Source organism: Arthrobacter sp. ZGTC131 (assembly GCF_002929275.1).
In the GTDB taxonomy this organism is placed as follows: Bacteria; Actinomycetota; Actinomycetes; order Actinomycetales; family Micrococcaceae; genus Arthrobacter.
In genome coordinates this window covers 511,921-527,553 of sequence record NZ_PJIK01000001.1, presented here as the reverse complement: position 1 = coordinate 527,553, position 15,633 = coordinate 511,921, and the positions used below count along the sequence as shown (strand labels likewise).

The 15,633-nt window shown below is 64.4% G+C and carries 16 protein-coding genes; 6 read left to right on the top strand and 10 right to left on the bottom strand.

The features are described 5' to 3' along the window. The 7 genes from CXQ90_RS02365 to CXQ90_RS02335 form a co-directional block, all read right to left on the bottom strand. The gene (locus tag CXQ90_RS02365) at nucleotides 1-1,290 is read right to left on the bottom strand and encodes a CpaF family protein (protein WP_258064340.1); all 1,290 of its coding nucleotides are present in this window, start codon (nucleotides 1,288-1,290) and stop codon (nucleotides 1-3) included. A 197-nt stretch (nucleotides 1,291-1,487) separates the two neighbouring features. Next, nucleotides 1,488-2,693 (bottom strand): AAA family ATPase, encoded by a 1,206-nt coding sequence (locus CXQ90_RS02360; RefSeq protein WP_104136649.1) that lies wholly within the window; start codon nucleotides 2,691-2,693, stop codon nucleotides 1,488-1,490. Continuing rightward, complete coding sequence (locus CXQ90_RS02355; RefSeq protein WP_258064324.1) at nucleotides 2,690-3,454, bottom strand: Flp pilus assembly protein CpaB; 765 nt, start codon at nucleotides 3,452-3,454, stop codon at nucleotides 2,690-2,692. The genes CXQ90_RS02360 and CXQ90_RS02355 overlap by 4 nt, the downstream gene beginning before the upstream one ends. A gap of 20 nt (nucleotides 3,455-3,474) precedes the next feature. Next, the gene (locus CXQ90_RS02350; protein WP_104136647.1) at nucleotides 3,475-4,569 is read right to left on the bottom strand and encodes a TadE/TadG family type IV pilus assembly protein; all 1,095 of its coding nucleotides are present in this window, start codon (nucleotides 4,567-4,569) and stop codon (nucleotides 3,475-3,477) included. Further along, the gene (locus tag CXQ90_RS02345; RefSeq protein ID WP_104136646.1) at nucleotides 4,557-4,946 is read right to left on the bottom strand and encodes a TadE family protein; all 390 of its coding nucleotides are present in this window, start codon (nucleotides 4,944-4,946) and stop codon (nucleotides 4,557-4,559) included. The genes CXQ90_RS02350 and CXQ90_RS02345 overlap by 13 nt, the downstream gene beginning before the upstream one ends. 92 nt (nucleotides 4,947-5,038) lie before the next feature. After that, on the bottom strand, nucleotides 5,039-5,263 hold the full coding sequence (locus tag CXQ90_RS02340; RefSeq protein WP_104136644.1) for a Flp family type IVb pilin: 225 nt from the start codon (nucleotides 5,261-5,263) through the stop codon (nucleotides 5,039-5,041). A gap of 271 nt (nucleotides 5,264-5,534) precedes the next feature. Then, the gene (locus tag CXQ90_RS02335; RefSeq protein WP_258064323.1) at nucleotides 5,535-6,200 is read right to left on the bottom strand and encodes an A24 family peptidase; all 666 of its coding nucleotides are present in this window, start codon (nucleotides 6,198-6,200) and stop codon (nucleotides 5,535-5,537) included. Between the two features lie 307 nt (nucleotides 6,201-6,507). Between CXQ90_RS02335 and rplM the strand changes: the two genes are divergently transcribed. The 3 genes from rplM to glmM all read left to right on the top strand — a co-directional run bounded on the left by rplM (nucleotide 6,508) and on the right by glmM (nucleotide 9,120). Continuing rightward, a complete protein-coding gene (rplM, locus tag CXQ90_RS02330; RefSeq protein WP_011692756.1) occupies nucleotides 6,508-6,951 on the top strand; it encodes a 50S ribosomal protein L13 in 444 nt (147 codons plus the stop codon). A 38-nt stretch (nucleotides 6,952-6,989) separates the two neighbouring features. Then, a complete protein-coding gene (rpsI, locus tag CXQ90_RS02325) occupies nucleotides 6,990-7,496 on the top strand; it encodes a 30S ribosomal protein S9 (protein ID WP_104136643.1) in 507 nt (168 codons plus the stop codon). Between the two features lie 250 nt (nucleotides 7,497-7,746). After that, the gene (glmM, locus tag CXQ90_RS02320; protein ID WP_104136641.1) at nucleotides 7,747-9,120 is read left to right on the top strand and encodes a phosphoglucosamine mutase; all 1,374 of its coding nucleotides are present in this window, start codon (nucleotides 7,747-7,749) and stop codon (nucleotides 9,118-9,120) included. 95 nt (nucleotides 9,121-9,215) lie between these two features. On the opposite strand, the gene mscL is transcribed toward glmM, so the two are convergent. Genes mscL through coaA form a run of 3 tightly spaced genes read right to left on the bottom strand, consistent with a single transcriptional unit; the run spans nucleotide 9,216 to nucleotide 11,601 of the window. Continuing rightward, entirely contained in the window at nucleotides 9,216-9,611 is a 396-nt protein-coding gene (gene mscL / locus CXQ90_RS02315; protein WP_104136640.1) for a large conductance mechanosensitive channel protein MscL, read from the bottom strand. A gap of 44 nt (nucleotides 9,612-9,655) precedes the next feature. Further along, nucleotides 9,656-10,630, bottom strand: coding sequence for a D-alanyl-D-alanine carboxypeptidase family protein (locus CXQ90_RS02310; RefSeq protein ID WP_104136638.1), 975 nt, complete (start codon nucleotides 10,628-10,630; stop codon nucleotides 9,656-9,658). A gap of 5 nt (nucleotides 10,631-10,635) precedes the next feature. Further along, nucleotides 10,636-11,601 (bottom strand): type I pantothenate kinase, encoded by a 966-nt coding sequence (gene coaA / locus CXQ90_RS02305; RefSeq protein WP_104136637.1) that lies wholly within the window; start codon nucleotides 11,599-11,601, stop codon nucleotides 10,636-10,638. A gap of 181 nt (nucleotides 11,602-11,782) precedes the next feature. On the opposite strand from coaA, the gene glmS reads away from it, so the two are divergent. Genes glmS through CXQ90_RS02290 form a run of 3 tightly spaced genes read left to right on the top strand, consistent with a single transcriptional unit; the run spans nucleotide 11,783 to nucleotide 15,619 of the window. Then, nucleotides 11,783-13,675: a glutamine--fructose-6-phosphate transaminase (isomerizing) gene (gene glmS, locus CXQ90_RS02300; protein ID WP_104136635.1), complete on the top strand. Its 1,893-nt coding sequence runs from the start codon at nucleotides 11,783-11,785 to the stop codon at nucleotides 13,673-13,675. A 4-nt stretch (nucleotides 13,676-13,679) separates the two neighbouring features. Beyond that, a complete protein-coding gene (locus CXQ90_RS02295; RefSeq protein WP_104136634.1) occupies nucleotides 13,680-14,027 on the top strand; it encodes a holo-ACP synthase in 348 nt (115 codons plus the stop codon). 20 nt (nucleotides 14,028-14,047) lie between these two features. Continuing rightward, nucleotides 14,048-15,619, top strand: coding sequence for an NAD(P)H-hydrate epimerase (locus CXQ90_RS02290; protein ID WP_104136632.1), 1,572 nt, complete (start codon nucleotides 14,048-14,050; stop codon nucleotides 15,617-15,619). The last annotated feature ends 14 nt before the right edge of the window (nucleotides 15,620-15,633 follow it).

The window sequence follows — 15,633 nt, the reverse complement described above, 5'->3', positions numbered from 1 at the left end:
TTACCGCCCCCTTCCGCGTGGGCCACCGGACGTTGCGGCGCCGAAAACGGCTGGCGAAACCTCGATGCCAAGCTCAGCGAAACGCTCTGTGAACCTAGGCCTGACACCCGTGGGAAGCGGCTTACCCAGGAAGCGCCCGTTGGCGTCCACTCCGGCGGAATAGTCAAACACGAAGGCATCTTGGAGGGTCACAATTTCGCCCTCCATGCCTTGGACTTCCGTGACGTGGGTGACCCTGCGGGAGCCGTCGCGCAGCCGGGTGATCTGCACGATCAGGTTCACGGCGGACGCAACCTGTTCGCGGATCGCACGGAGCGGGATATCCATCCCTGCCATCAGCACCAACGTTTCCAGACGGGCGATGGCGTCCCGAGGCGAGTTGGCGTGGACTGTAGAGATGGAGCCGTCATGGCCGGTGTTCATGGCCTGGAGCATGTCCAAGCACTCGCCGCCGCGGACCTCCCCAACCACTATCCGGTCCGGCCGCATTCGCAGAGAGTTCCTCACGAGGTCCCGGATGGAAACCTCGCCTTTGCCCTCGATGTTCTGGGGGCGGCTTTCGAGGCGGATCACGTGGTCCTGCTGCAGCTGAAGCTCGACGGCGTCCTCGATCGTCACGATCCTGTCATCCGAAGGGATGAAGGAGGACAGGACGTTGAGGAGCGTCGTCTTTCCCGTTCCCGTGCCGCCCGAGACGATGATGTTCATGCGCGCCAGAACACATGCCTGTAGTAGTTCAGCCATCTCCGGTGAGAGGCTCCCCAAGGAAATGAGGTTTTGAACTGTGAGTGGATCTCGGCCGAACTTCCGGATGGTGAGAGCGGGTCCGTTCACTGCGAGGGGCGGAATGATGGCATTGACGCGGGAGCCGTCCGCAAGCCGCGCGTCGACAAGGGGAGAGGACTCATCGATACGCCGACCTACCTTCGAGACGATGCGCTCTATGACTCTTCGCAAGGCTTCGTCGGACGTGAATTTGGTATCCGTCATGTGCAGGTGCCCTTGGCGTTCCACGTAGACCTGGTCGTAGCGGTTCACCATGACTTCGGTGACTGACGGGTCATCGAGAAAACGTTGGATGGGGCCGTGGCCTAGAACGTCATCGATAATTTCCCGCATAAGCCGCTGCCTCTCTGAGGTGGACAGCGGAACTTGCTCTTCGTCGACGACAATCTTCAGTTCATCGCGGACGAACTTGTGCAGCTCGTCGTCTTCGAGGGATGAATCGGTGATACGTGAACCCAGTCGTTCAAACAGTGTCTGGGTGGCTCTTTCCTTGAGGGCGTTCAAAGCCTCGCTGGCAACCGAAGCAGCCTGGGGCTGATCAAGTGCTGCCGTCGCGCTCGCAGCCGCCTCCGCAGTCTGCGCCTCGTGCTTCCGTCCAAGAGTGGCTGGCGCCTTCGACTGAAAGACGTCGTCGTAGGGCTTGGCTGCCTCAGGTTCGGCTTTAGCTTCGCCTCGGAGGATCTGGAACCGGTCTGTGAGGCTCACTGTACTACCGCCCTTCTGTGCAGCTTCTTATGAGGTCTGGCTTCCCAATCGGGTTTGAAACGCTCCACCAGCTGACGAAGCCCTTTGCTGGCCGAGTCCCGGCTGCCGTCCTGCAGGATGGGGACTCCCTTGTTCGTGGAGAAAGGCAGAGTTTTGGATCGGGGTAGCGCAACATCCACAGGGGCGCCGATCGTGGCTTCAATGTCCTGCAGTGTGAGGCCGCCTCGCCGGTCCGTCATGTTGAGCACCACATGACGCTGGTCCGGGACGAGATCGAGTTCGGTCAGGATCTGGAAGCCGGTCCGGAGACCGCGGATGCTCGGGACATCCATGCCACAAATCCAGACGGCGTCCGTTGCCTGTTCCAGCGTCGCCAGCACATGCTCTCCCAAGCCCGGAGCGGTGTCCACCACGATGTAGTGGAATTCCTGGCGGAGCTGCGTGAGGAGTCTCGTGACATGTTCGCCGGTTATCCTGTCCATTTCGACAGGGTTCCGCGGTGCGCAGAGGGCGTAGATGCCGGCCGGGTGGACAGTCAGGTACGTCTTGAGGATCATGGAGTCCTGGCTGGCAGCCCCTACTACAGCGTCGGTGATGGTGTGTTCGGGATCCAGCATCAGCCCGCTGGCAACATCACCGAATTGGAGGTCGAGATCCACAATCACGACGCTCATCGGAGCGGACTTTCCTAGACCCACGGCGAGATTGGTTGCCACAGTGGTCTTGCCGACGCCGCCTTTGGGGGACATGACCGCGATGACTCGTCCGCCCTCACCGTGATCGGCATGCTCGGAAGTTCCGGGGGCCAACCCCCGACGCCGGCCGGCAGCGGCGAGGCTCGCGCGCTCCAGCATGACCCGGATGGAGTCAGGGTCGGTCGTCGGGTCGAGGAGGTCACGTACGCCGGAGCGCATGGCCTGCAGGACAACTTCTTTGGTTTCCGGAACCACCAGTACCACGCTGACCTCCGGATACTGCAGGTCCATGACCGCCGCAAGCTTCAGGCAGCCTTCCTCGGGGAGCCCCGGCCCCAGGATCAATACCTCGGGAGGCTCGCCGACGAGCTGGCGGATGAAATCGTGGGGACCTTCCGGGAGGTAGTCCGCTTGGAAGACCTGAAGTGAACCGTGGATGCCGGCCACGGCCAGCTGCATCCGGCGCTCGAATTCGGGATTGGGCGTGATGAGTACGAAGCGGCTCATCGGAACAACCTTGTGCCAGTAACAACACCGGATGTCGTTTCGACGGCATTCGTCGGTTCCTTGGAGAGGTAGACGCTGCCGAACTCGGTAGCAAAAACGATGCGCTCGGCATCGGCCGAGTTGCGGGCCAGCGTGATCAGGTAGGTGTCGTCGGACGAGGGGGTCTTCTTCGCCATGGCGCCTGCGGACTTGTCCTGTTCGGCCGGTGCTTCCTGCGACTTTGCGGCGCTGCCGTTGCTGAACTGGGCTGCAGTCACCAGGACTTTGTGGAAGGTTAGCTGTGTTCCGCTGGATCCCGCGCCGGAGTTGTCCACGGACAGGAAGACACCGACGGTGTCTCCTGCAGCAATCTTGCCGCCCACTACCCGCTCAATGGGTAGCTTCAGCGTAATCTCCTGCATACCAGCGGGCACCTGCACCCTGGAAGGGCCCAGGAAAGCGTCGGCATCGACCATGCGGGTGGAGAGGAGCTGTTCTCCGGGCACCAGAGTCACGGCTGTGACTTTCTGATCGACGTCGCCAAGATCGGTGACGGCGCCGGCAGCGATAGCCAGCTTGGGAACGTCCTTCTTGACGACAGCGTCTGCCATCTTGTCCACCCTCGTGCCAGCCGCGACGGCCTTCTCTACGACGTAGACGGTAGCCGTTTCAGTGCTGGCCAGGGCGCGCTTGTCGGCGCCCTGAACATAATTTACCAATAAAACGGTTCCAATAATCGCCACAATCAATGCGGCAATGCCTCCCAGTAGGCGAGTTTTCACTTTATCCCCCTCGAAAAGGATTAATCGATAAGATCTATGACAACGACGTTGCCATTTGGAGTTGGTGACCCGCCCGTAAACTGGGAGGGGTCTGCTGCGTATCCGACAAACGTTCCATAGAGCCCGGTTTCCCCACCGCCAAAAACACCGGAAGGGTCGTAACTGTGACCGGGAAAGCTCCAATACTCAATCTTGAAACCGGCCCATTTTTCAATCATGTATTCGGTGTGGCTGCCGGTGCACTTAGCCATCCCCTCGCAGGTGTAGGCATAGACGGGGAGCGCCACCGTCCGGTCCTTCAACGAGGGCGTCGCATCAGGATCGAAAAGGTCTTTGCATTCGGTTGGTATAGCCAACCCCTCACTTCCGTCACTCCACAGGCCGACCGTGGCCCTCACTTCACAGTCCGCATCGCGATTAGGGTTGAGCCAGGCGAAGCCTCCCGGGACGACTTGTCCAGAGGGATTCTTTGAGTTGCAGTCCGCAGGTTTCTTTGGCGCGGATTCATCGCCGTCGCCGTCGCCGTCGCCTTTGTCCTTGCCTTTGCCTTTGCCGCTGTCCTCGTCCGGACCTGAGCCGCCGGCCGAACCACCATGAGTCAGTATCTTGTGCGGCTCTCCGTCATCCTTGAACTCGCAGGTAGCGAACACCAGTGGCAGGACGGAGACTCCCGTAGGGGGATAAAGGAAGGTGGCCGTGGCATACGCACCGACTGCCACGGGCGGTGCGTCGAGGGCGCTGGCAAACATATTTGTGAGGAAGCTGTTGCTGCCGCTTTCAGTCGTGGTCCGGACCGTCACCTGGTTTTCCACGGACAGGTCGACTTCGGCAACGTTTGACTGGCCGTCGTTGGAGTTGGCGTTGGCCAGGCTTTCGGCAATTGTTTCCGCCTCGTCCTGGAAGTCGTCCTGGCTGCAGCCGGTCTCGTAGCAGGCTTCGACCACGGCCAGGGCGCCTAAATCGGCAGCGTTTTGCAGTTGTGCCCGCTCAGCATAGATCTGGCCTACGTCTACTGCCAGGGCGCCGGCGCCGATGAGCACCAGTATCATGACGGCAACGAGGACGCCGGCTGCGCCGCGCTCGCGATCGGTTTGAGTGTGCTTTAGCCGCCGCATCGCATTGCTCCTACTCCAGTGACGGTGACGGTGCTGCCGAAGAGCCCCGTCAGGGTGGCTGCTGGATAGGTGACAGTCACTGTCACGTCGTCCCCATCGCTGCAGGCGTCTGGCGTGAAGGCAAGCTCGAAGTCGCCGCCGTTCAACCCCGGGGCTCCGGCGATGGCAGCCAGTGCAGCCTTGCTCTGGTCGTCCTTGATCGCCATGGTGCGAGCCGCTTCACGAGCGGCCTGGGTAACGGAAATTTGAAGATTGTAGGCGTAGGAAAACTCCACGATGCCGGCCACAAGCGACAGGAGAATTGGTGCGACTAGGGCGAACTCGACCGCGACTGCGCCGCGAGCGTTATCAGTCCTCTGCGATGGCTTAGTTTTCATCGGTCCCCCGGGATAGTTAGAGCCAAGAAGGTAAAGGGGTGTGCCGTGTCCTCATGCCGGACTCGGCACACCCCGTGCTAGGGCAGCGGCTATTAGCCAGCGGGTGCAGCAGGAACATTCCACCCGTTGACGACGCCGGCGAGCTCGTTGAACCATCCGCTGAGAGCGCCGCCAAAGGCTGTGACAGCCAAGATGATGCCGAAAGCGATGAACGCCAGAAGCAGCGAATACTCGGTTGCGGTGGCGCCTTTTTCGGATTCCAGCCGGTCCTTAATTCCGGAAACGAAAGCAAGAACCGAGACCATGAGAGTAGTCATTGTAATTTCCTTAAATTCGGTGGAATAGATTTTCGAATTCCAGCTCCCCCCATATCCGCGAAAGGGCTGGTGCTTCGATAGCTAAAAGAATTCCACCGGGGCATGCCGGCAACAATGCGTAGCCATACCCGAGTTTCTGGGGGGACCCATAGGTACCCCCCAAAAAAGGTACTCAGATTGGGAATCTACAAGCAGGAAACTACTTGGATTAATCAGCCGGGCTTACCTTTATTCCGGGTAAACGCGGCCTAGAGTCGGGTGCGGCCATCCGCTAGGACGTGAACAAAACCAGACCCAGGGTGGCGGCCAGCATGGAGGGCCCAAAGGCCACTTCGGACTTCTTTTCGGCGCGCCTAAAGGAAATCAAAACGAAGGAGAAAATACCGCCCACCACAAACCCGAGGGCGCCCCCGTAGAACAACTGGCTCCAGCCCAAGTAACCCAAGTACAGGCCCACGGGTGCGGCCAGCTTCACGTCGCCCATTCCGATGCCGTTGGGCGAAATAATCGCCAGAATTAGGTAGACAACGAACAGGATTGCGGCGCCGGCGGCCGCGCGAAGCAGCTCGGCCCAGCCTGCCGTGGCCGTGCTGCTGACGACGAAGAGCGTCAGGCCGGCCGACAGCAGGGCCAGCACAAGGGGATTCGGCAACAGATGGTGAGCGATATCAATGCGTGCCAGTTGCACGCCGAGTACGCCAAGGACCAAGAATGCCGGCAGTGACCAGTCCGCCCCGAAGCGCAGCGCCAATGCTGCGCAGAGAACACCGGTGAGTACCGCCGTCGTAATTCTTGTCCTGATTCCAGGGAGTCCACCAAGGCGGGGGATTGTCCTGGCGATGAGCCGTTCCGTAAGCATCCCAAGGAGCACGCCGAGCAGTCCGATGCCGAGGACAAAGAACGGAGCGGCGCTGCTGGTGATACCTGTTAAGGACACGAAGACTCCTGGTGTGGAACGGCCCGGCGCTGGCGCAGGCATCCAAGCCCCCACCACCGGATACCCCATTTTGACCCTGACGCCCGGTTCGCGCTATTCTTGGTAGTCGTTGTGCGTGTCCTTTCTCGATGATGCGTGCCCGCTGAGAATCCGGTTGCAGGATAACTACTCCTCGGGCACATTCGAGACTCCGGGACCACTGGATTCATAGAGCCCTCACCTCTGTTCCGGTAGCGCATAGATAGTAGGTGCACACCCTTACGTGACACCTAAACAAGAACGCCAGAACAAGAACGAGGCAAACACCGTGCGTACGTACACCCCGAAGCCCGGCGATATCAACCGCCAGTGGCACGTCATTGACGCCACAGACGTTGTCCTTGGTCGTCTTGCCAGCCAGACCGCAATCCTGCTGCGCGGCAAGCACAAGGCCACTTTTGCGCCCCACATGGACATGGGCGACTTCGTCATCATCATCAACGCTGAGAAGGTTGCCCTCACCGGCGCCAAGCTCGAGCAGAAGCGCGCTTACCGCCACTCCGGCTACCCGGGCGGCCTGACCTCCGTCAACTACGCGGAGCTGCTGGAATCCAACCCGGTGCGCGCCGTGGAGAAGGCCATCAAGGGCATGCTCCCCAAGAACTCCCTCGCTGCACAGCAGCTGGGCAAGCTGAAGGTTTACCGCGGTGCAGAGCACCCGCACGCCGCTCAGCAGCCCAAGACTTTCGAAATTTCCCAGGTCGCCCAGTAGTCCTGGCCACCAAACAACTTATCTATACAAGGAGAACCGTGGCTCAGAACGAAGAGACCACCGAAGCCGTTGAGGCAGAGGAAACCCTGACCAGCTACACCTCGGAAAGCGGAGCTGCCGAAGCTGCTGCGCCGAAGAAGGAGCGCCCGGCACTGACCGTTGCCGGCGCAGCTGTTGGCCGCCGCAAGGAAGCCGTTGCACGCGTTCGCGTTGTGCCGGGCTCCGGCAAGTGGACCATCAACGGCCGTGCGCTGGATAACTACTTCCCGAACAAGCTGCACCAGCAGGACGTCAACGAGCCCTTCAAGATCCTCGATCTTGACGGCGCCTACGACGTCATCGCCCGCATCCACGGCGGCGGCATCTCAGGCCAGGCCGGTGCACTGCGTCTCGGCATCGCCCGTTCACTGAACGAGATCGACGTCGAGAACAACCGCGCCATCCTGAAGAAGGCCGGCTACCTCTCACGTGACGCCCGCGTCATCGAGCGTAAGAAGGCCGGTCTCAAGAAGGCCCGCAAGGCTCAGCAGTACTCCAAGCGCTAAACCCGCTTGCGAAGCGTTCAATCGCTTCCACAGAAGCCCGTCCCGCCTTATGGCGGGGCGGGCTTCTGCCGTTAAAGCACGGGCCGCCGCGGTGGAGGGAAGCGGGTTTCTGGCGCCACGGTATAGGCCGTGGTCGCTGACGAATATGAAAAGGCAGTTGTCGCTGGTGAGCTGGGTAAACGTCGGCGGCCCCCTGTGTTGGCGCCGGCCGAGGCAGGGACGGGCACCCGCATCGTCTAAACTTGACCCGATGTCTACATTATTTGGAACAGACGGTGTCCGTGGCCTGGCGAACGGCCTGCTGACCGCCGAGCTCGCATTGCAGCTGGCCCAGGCCGCCGCCGTCGTGCTCGGCCATGAACGCTCCAGCGGCGGTGCACGGCCACGGGCCGTGGTGGCGAGGGACCCCCGCGCCAGCGGCGAGTTCATTGCCGCCGCCGTGGAGGCGGGGCTTTCCAGCTCCGGCATCGACGTCTACGATGCCGGTGTTCTCCCCACTCCGGCGGCGGCCTATCTCGTGGCCGACCTGAACGCGGACTTCGGCGTGATGATTTCCGCGTCGCACAATCCGGCCCCGGACAACGGGATCAAGTTCTTTGCCCGAGGCGGCCAGAAGCTCCCTGACGAGGTTGAGGACGCCATCGAGCAGCAGATGGGCAAGGAGCCCGTCCGGCCCGTGGGCGGCGAAGTAGGCCGGATCCAGCGGTTCTCCGACGCCGAGGACCGCTACATCGTCCACCTCCTGGGAACCCTTCCCCACAACCTGCACGGTTTAAAGGTTGTCCTCGACTGCGCCCACGGCGCGGCCAGCGGCTGTTCCCCGCAGGTCTTCAAGGACGCCGGCGCCGATGTTGTGGTGATCGGCGCGGAACCCGACGGCCTGAACATCAACGAAGGCGTGGGCTCCACCCACCTCGGCCCCCTGAAAGCCGCCGTAGTTGCCCACGGCGCGGACCTCGGCATCGCGCACGACGGCGACGCCGACCGCTGCCTCGCCGTGGACCACGAAGGCAACGAAGTGGACGGGGACCAGATCATGGCCATCATCGCCGTCGCACTCAAGGACGCCGGCAAGCTCACGGACAACGTCCTCGTGGCCACCGTGATGAGCAACCTCGGCCTCAAGATCGCCCTGCGCAAGAACGGCATCGCCATCCGCGAAACCGGCGTCGGCGACCGTTACGTCCTCGAGGAAATGCGCGCAGGCGGCTTCAACCTCGGCGGAGAACAGTCCGGCCACGTGATCCTCGCCGATTACGCCACCACCGGCGACGGCGTCCTGACCGGCCTGCAGCTGGCGGCCCAGGTGGCGCTCACCGGCCGCCCGCTCAAGGAGCTCGCGACGATCATGACCAAGCTCCCGCAGGTCCTGATCAACGTCAAGGGCGTGGACCGGACCCGCGTCAAGGGCGACGCCGTGCTCGCGGCCGCCGTCAGGGCAGCCGAGGAGGAACTCGGCGACACCGGACGCGTGCTCCTCCGGCCGTCGGGCACCGAGCCCGTTGTTCGCGTGATGGTGGAGGCCGGCGACCAGCAGACCGCCCAGGTCATTGCCGAGCGCCTGGCACAGGTCGTCAAGACGGAGCTCGCCCTGGAGCAACTGCCGACTGAGCTGGTTCCCTAGGCGCGATCCGCCCCGGCGCGAAAAGCAATAAACAAAAAGCGGTCCGCCTCCCTCGTGAACTGAGGGAGACGGACCGCTTTTTTGTATCAGCGAGGCTACCTGGCGGTCTGGTTGCGGAGCTCGTCCCGGATTTCCTTGAGCAGGGCGATCTGCGGGTCTTCGGCGGCTTCCTTCGTCACTTCCTGGCCAATGCCCAGTTTGCGGTTCCGGTGTTCGATGAGCCGGTTCATCGGCGTGATGATGACGAAGTAAATCGCCGCGGCGACCAGCAGGAAGTTGACCACTGCCGTCAGGAAGACGCCGAACCGGACGTCCCCAAACGCCAGGAAATCGTCGAAGTTGGGCTCTCCCACCAGCAACGAAATCAGCGGCATCATGACGCTCTTCACCAGGGCGTCCACCACCGCGCTGAATGCCGCGCCGATGACAACCGCCACTGCCAGGTCAATGACATTGCCTTTGAGAATGAACTTTTTGAATCCAGTAAGCATGGCACCAAAACTACCGCACCGGCCCCGGCGTGCCGGTCAGACCGTCAGGGATAGCCCGGTGCGGCCTTCAGGCCGAAATACTCTTCAAGGGTGCCGATGCCGCGCTTCTTCATGTCCGCGGCCGCCTCGACCCCGATGTAGCGCAGGTGCCAGGACTCGTAGTAATACCCGGTGATGGGATGCAGCATCCACGGATAACGCACCACGAAGCCGAACCGGTGGGCATTGGCCTTGGCCCAAACTGCGGCCGGCTGCTCGGCAAAGCACGGCTGGAAGCTGCAGGCGCCGCCGCCGTCGCCGATGTCGAACGCCCACCCGGTCTGGTGCTCGGAGTAGCCGGGCCGCGCGGAGGCGGTGTCCGCTGCGGCCTGCCCCCGGGCACTGACATAGCTGTTGTACGTGGCGGTCTGGGTCGCATGGGAGCGGTATCCGCTCGCCAGCGTCATGGTCACGCCCGCAGCCGCTGCCGCCTTAAACATCCGTTCCGCGGCAGCCGCCGTCGTGCGGTTCAGCAGTGCTGCCTCGCCGGAAACGGCAAGTGCGACGCGCGGCTGTACCAGATCCGCCGGGACGTAGTTGGCCGGCTTCAGCGGGCGGTGTTTGTTGACCACCAGCCAGGGGCTGGCGGGGTTGGTCAGGGAGAACTGCTTGGGCAGCCTGGAAGCGGCCGACGGCGGCGCTGGCGCTGCCGTCGCAGGGGAGGCTGCCGGTGACGCGGACGATGGCGGTGCTGACGCGGACCCGGTGGGGGAGCCCGACGTCGGCCTGGACGCCGGGGCCGACGGCCCGGACGGCGACGCCGACGGCGAACCCGGCGCAGCGCGCGCGGAGCCTGAACCGGTGGCTGAGGCGGGGGCCGTTCCGCCAGTCGCGGAGGATGCAGGGCGCGGACCTTCCGGCGTGCACGCGGCCAGCGCCGACAGCCCGGCGCCCGCGGCCAGCAGCTTGGCTATGGCCCGGCGGCTGGGCGGCGGTTGGAGAGGCGCCGGGTCCTGGCGGGGGGAGCAGTCGTAGCACACGTGTGCTACACCTTCCTCAGCAGCATCCTGCGGATGGAATGATCGGCGTCCTTGGTGAGGACCAGCTGGGCCCGTCCCCTCGTGGGCAGCACATTCTCTTCCAGGTTGGGCTCGTTGATCCGCTTCCAGATGTCGCGGGCCGTGACTTCGGCCTCTTCGTCGGAGAGCGTCGCGTAGCGGTGGAAGTACGACTCCGGCTGCGCGAACGCGGTGGAGCGGAGCTTCCGGAACCGGTCCACGTACCACTCCTCGATGTTGGAGGTTTTGGCGTCCACGTAGATGGAGAAGTCGAAGAAGTCGCTCACCGCCAGGCCCTGGCGGCCGTCGTGCCGGGGGCGCGCGGGGGCAAGGACGTTCAGACCCTCGACGATGAGGACGTCCGGGCGGCGGACCACCACTTCCTTGCCCGGGACGATGTCATACGTGACGTGGGAGTACCAGGGGGCGCGGACTTCCTCGGCGCCGCCCTTGATTTCGCTCACAAAACGCAGCAGCGCCCGCCGGTCGTAGGATTCCGGGAAGCCTTTGCGTTCGAGCAGCTGGCGGCGCTTGAGTTCAGCCAGCGGGTACAGGAAACCGTCGGTGGTGATCAGTTCAACGTTGGGGGTGCCCGGCCAGCGCCGCAGCATCTCGCGGAGCACACGGGCAATGGTGGACTTGCCCACCGCTACCGAACCCGCCACGCCGATGACGAACGGCGTGCGCTGGGTCTGCTCCCCTAGGAACGTGGTGGTGGCCGCGTGCAGCTGGCCGGCGGCCTCCACATAGAGGTGCAGCAGCCGTGACAGCGGCAGGTAGACCTCGCGGACCTCTTTCAGGTCCAGGGGGTCACCGAGCCCACGAAGGCGCAGCACATCCTCTTCATTAAGGGGCTGCTCCATCTGGGCTGCGAGCCGGGACCAGGTCTGCCTGTCCAGCTCCACGAACGGCGAGACACCCTCACCGTTCGCTTCATTGCGTTGCGAAGTCACCCTAGAGATTCTGCCCCTCGCAAGGCTGAGAGCGAAATGCGGGCAGCAAGCAAAGTCCCTGATGACGTGCGGATTCGGGGGCGAACGGCACCTCCTCTGCCCCACTCCGGCGCTCGCGGGTACCCGTGCGGGCGCGTTCGTCCGACGTCCTTCCTCCTCAAAGCCGGTTAGGCTTATACCCATGTGTGGAATCGTGGGTTATGTAGGGCGTACGTCGGGCCGGGCTGATGCCGGGCACACTGCGCTGGATGTTGTTCTTGAAGGTCTGCGCCGCCTGGAGTACCGGGGCTATGACTCCGCGGGTATCGCGGTGGTGGCGGACGGGGAGATTTCCTCGCGAAAGAAGTCCGGGAAGCTGAGCAATCTGCTCGCTGAGCTGGACGCGCGGCCGTTGCCGGAGTCGCTGACCGGGATCGGTCACACGCGGTGGGCCACGCACGGCGGCCCGACGGATCAGAACGCGCACCCGCACCTGTCTGACGGCGGGAAGCTGGCGCTGATCCACAACGGCATCATTGAAAATTTCGCTGAGCTCAAGCTCGAGCTCGTGGCCAAGGGCGTGGAGTTCGCCTCCGAGACCGATACCGAGGTCGCCGCGGCCCTGCTGGGCGACATCTTCCGGAACAAGCTCGGCGGCGACGTTTCCGACGGCGGCCTGACCCGGGCGATGGAGCTGGCCTGCCAGCGGCTCGAGGGCGCGTTCACGCTGCTCGCGGTGCACGCTGACCAGCCCGACGTCGTCGTGGCCGCGCGCCGGAACTCGCCCCTGGTGGTCGGCCTGGGCGAGGGCGAGAACTTCCTGGGCTCGGACGTGTCCGGGTTCATCGACTACACCCGCCGCGCGGTGGAGCTGGGCCAGGACCAGATCGTGACCATCACCGCGGATTCGGTGACGATCACCGATTTCTTCGGCGCCCCCGCCGAGGGCAAGGAATACCACGTGAACTGGGATCCGGAGTCGGCCGAGAAGGGCGGCTTCCCGTCGTTCATGGAGAAGGAAATCCATGACCAGCCCGACGCCGTGGGCCAGACCCTGCTGGGGCGCTCGGACATCCACGGGAAGCTGACCCTGGACGAGCTCCGGATCGACCCGGCGCTGCTCAAGAGCGTGGACAAGATCATCGTCCTGGCATGCGGGACGTCCGCGTATGCCGGGCAGGTCGCGAAGTACGCGATCGAACACTGGTGCCGGATCCCCACCGAGGTGGAGCTCTCCCACGAGTTCCGTTACCGCGACCCGATCGTGGACGCGAACACCCTGATCGTGTCGATCTCCCAGTCCGGGGAGACCATGGACACGCTGATGGCGGTCCGGTACGCGAAGGAACAGGGCGCCAAGACGGTGTCCATCTGCAACACCAACGGTTCCACGATCCCGCGGGAGTCCGACGCCGTGCTGTACACGCACGCCGGCCCGGAAATCGCGGTGGCGTCCACCAAGGCGTTCCTGGCCCAGATCACGGCCGCATACCTGCTGGGCCTGTACCTGGCGCAGCTGCGCGGGAACAAGTTCCAGGGCGAGATCAAAGACATCCTCGCGGACCTGGCCAAGATCCCGGCCAAGATCCAGCGGATCCTGGACAACGAGGGCCAGATCAAGGAGCTCGGCGAGGCCATGGCGGACGCGAAGTCCGTGCTGTTCCTGGGCCGGCACGTCGGGTTCCCGGTGGCCATGGAAGGCGCGCTCAAGCTCAAGGAGCTCGCTTACATCCACGCCGAGGGCTTCGCCGCCGGCGAGCTCAAGCACGGCCCCATCGCCCTGATCGAGGAAGGCCAGCCGGTGTTCGTGGTGGTCCCATCCCCGCGCGGACGCGATTCGCTGCACTCCAAGGTCGTCTCGAACATCCAGGAAGTCCGGGCCCGCGGCGCGAAGACCATCGTGATCGCCGAGGAAGGCGACGAGGCCGTGAAGGCCTACGCCGAGCACGTCTTCTACATCCCGGAGACCCCCACCCTCCTCGCGCCGCTGCTGGCCACCGTGCCGCTGCAGATCTTCGCCCTCGCACTCGCCACGGCCAAGGGATACGACGTGGACCAGCCACGCAACCTGGCCAAGAGCGTCACCGTAGAGTAAGCCCATGATCGTTGGCATAGGTGTAGACGTTGTGGACATTGAACGGTTCGGCAGGCAGCTGGAGCGCACCCCCGGGCTGCGCGACAGGCTGTTCGTCCCGGCCGAGCGCGAATTGAACACCCGCTCCCTCGCTGCGCGGTTTGCCGCCAAGGAGGCGGTTGCGAAGGTTCTTGGTGCCCCCGCGGGCATGAACTGGCAGGACTGCTGGATCGGACTGGACCAGAACGGCCCCACCATCCAGGTCAAGGGAACGGTACTGGCGGTGGCCGACGCCAAGGGCGTCAAACGCTGGCACCTGTCCATGAGCCACGACGGCGGCATCGCCACCGCCACCGTCCTGGCCGAGGGCTGATACCGAACGGACTGCACTGAATGATCAGCGCCTATACCGGAACCCAGATACGCGAGGCTGAAAAGCCTTTACTGGATTCAGGTATGGGCGCTGTTCTTATGCAGCGGGCGGCCCACGGCCTGGCCAACGCGGTCATCAAGGAGCTGCGCTCCCGCGGCCGGCGCCTCTACGGCTCCAGTGTCGCGGTGCTTGCCGGCAAGGGGAACAACGGCGGGGACGGCCTTTACGCCGCCGCGCAGCTCGCCGGACGGGGCATGCGTACGACGGCGGTCCTCGCCTCGGGCAGTGCCCATCCCGACGCTCTGGCCGCGTTTGAGCGGGCAGGGGGCCGGGTCCACACCCTGACCGAGGCAAAGGCCGGTGAGCTGGCGGCGCTGGCCGGGAGGGCCGACGTCGTCATTGACGCCCTGCTGGGAACCGGGGCGCAGGGCGGCCTCCGCGGAGCCGCCGCCGAACTCGTTGCCCTTCTTGCCCGCGGAAACCGCGGCCTCGTGGTGGCCTGCGACGTTCCGAGCGGCGTGAATTCCGATACCGGCGAAGCAGCGGACCCTGTGCTGCCGGCCGATCTCACCGTCACGTTTGGCGGCGCCAAGGCCGGCCTGCTGGCGGACCCCGGTGCCGACTTCGCCGGACGGGTCCACACTGTCCCGATCGGGATCGAGGAAGGGCTTCCCTGGCCGGCGCTGCGGCGGCTGGAGGCTTCCGACCTCGCCTCCCTGCTCCCCAGGCCCGGGCGCCGCTCACACAAGTATTCCCGCGGCGTCCTTGGCGTGGTGGCGGGCTCCCCGGCGTATCCCGGCGCCGCCGTGCTCGCCTGCCAGGGGGCACTGGCCGCGGGCGTGGGCATGGTGCGGTACCTTGGCCCGCCTGACGTCGCCGACCTCATCCGGCAAAGCTGCCCCGAAGTGGTGTGCAGTTCCGGGACGGTGGCCGAGACGCACGTGCAGGCCTGGCTCGTGGGCTCCGGCATGGACGGCTCGGACGATGAACAGATGCAGCGGGTCCGAGACGCCGCGGATTCGGGGCTGCCCACCGTGGCGGACGCCGGCGCGCTGCCCGTGCTCCCGGATGTGCTGGCCCCGCAGGTCATTCTGACCCCGCACGCCGGCGAGCTGGCAACACTGCTGACGCGCCTCGGAGCCGGGCAGGACCGGGCCGCGGTGGAGGCGTCCACTCTCGCGGCGGCCCGCCAGGCGGCGGGCCTCACGGAGGCCACAGTGCTGCTCAAAGGCGCCACCACGCTGGTGGCCTCGCCCTACCAGGACTTCTACAGCCAGGCTGAAGGCACCCCCTGGCTGGCCACCGCTGGCAGCGGCGACGTGCTGGCCGGCGTCATCGGTGCGCTGCTAGCGCAGGTGGGGTCCGACGTCGGACGCTTCCGTGCCGCTGGCATCGATCCGGAGGAGCGGTGGGCGGCAATTGCCGCCATGGCGGCGAGCCTTCATGCCCGGGCCGGAGCGGCCGCCTCGGGCGACGCGCCGCTGACCGCGGGGCGTATCGCGAACGCAGTACCCGGAATTTGGGATATAGTCAGCACGCTTAGTAATCAGCGGCCGGGAAATCGTAATAGTCACACCCACCCGCTACGGTAAGACCAAGTTCCTGC

Excerpts from the sequence above, each read along its gene's own strand:
- CXQ90_RS02295 (WP_104136634.1), top strand. The coding sequence starts at position 13,680 with ATGATCGTTGGCATAGGTGTAGACGTTGTGGACATTGAACGGTTCGGC.
- CXQ90_RS02290 (WP_104136632.1), top strand. The coding sequence starts at position 14,048 with ATGATCAGCGCCTATACCGGAACCCAGATACGCGAGGCTGAAAAGCCT.
- glmM (WP_104136641.1), top strand. The coding sequence starts at position 7,747 with ATGTCTACATTATTTGGAACAGACGGTGTCCGTGGCCTGGCGAACGGC.
- mscL (WP_104136640.1), bottom strand. The coding sequence starts at position 9,611 with ATGCTTACTGGATTCAAAAAGTTCATTCTCAAAGGCAATGTCATTGAC.
- CXQ90_RS02350 (WP_104136647.1), bottom strand. The coding sequence starts at position 4,569 with ATGCGGCGGCTAAAGCACACTCAAACCGATCGCGAGCGCGGCGCAGCC.
- CXQ90_RS02345 (WP_104136646.1), bottom strand. The coding sequence starts at position 4,946 with ATGAAAACTAAGCCATCGCAGAGGACTGATAACGCTCGCGGCGCAGTC.
- glmS (WP_104136635.1), top strand. The coding sequence starts at position 11,783 with ATGTGTGGAATCGTGGGTTATGTAGGGCGTACGTCGGGCCGGGCTGAT.
- CXQ90_RS02360 (WP_104136649.1), bottom strand. The coding sequence starts at position 2,693 with ATGAGCCGCTTCGTACTCATCACGCCCAATCCCGAATTCGAGCGCCGG.
- CXQ90_RS02340 (WP_104136644.1), bottom strand. The coding sequence starts at position 5,263 with ATGACTACTCTCATGGTCTCGGTTCTTGCTTTCGTTTCCGGAATTAAG.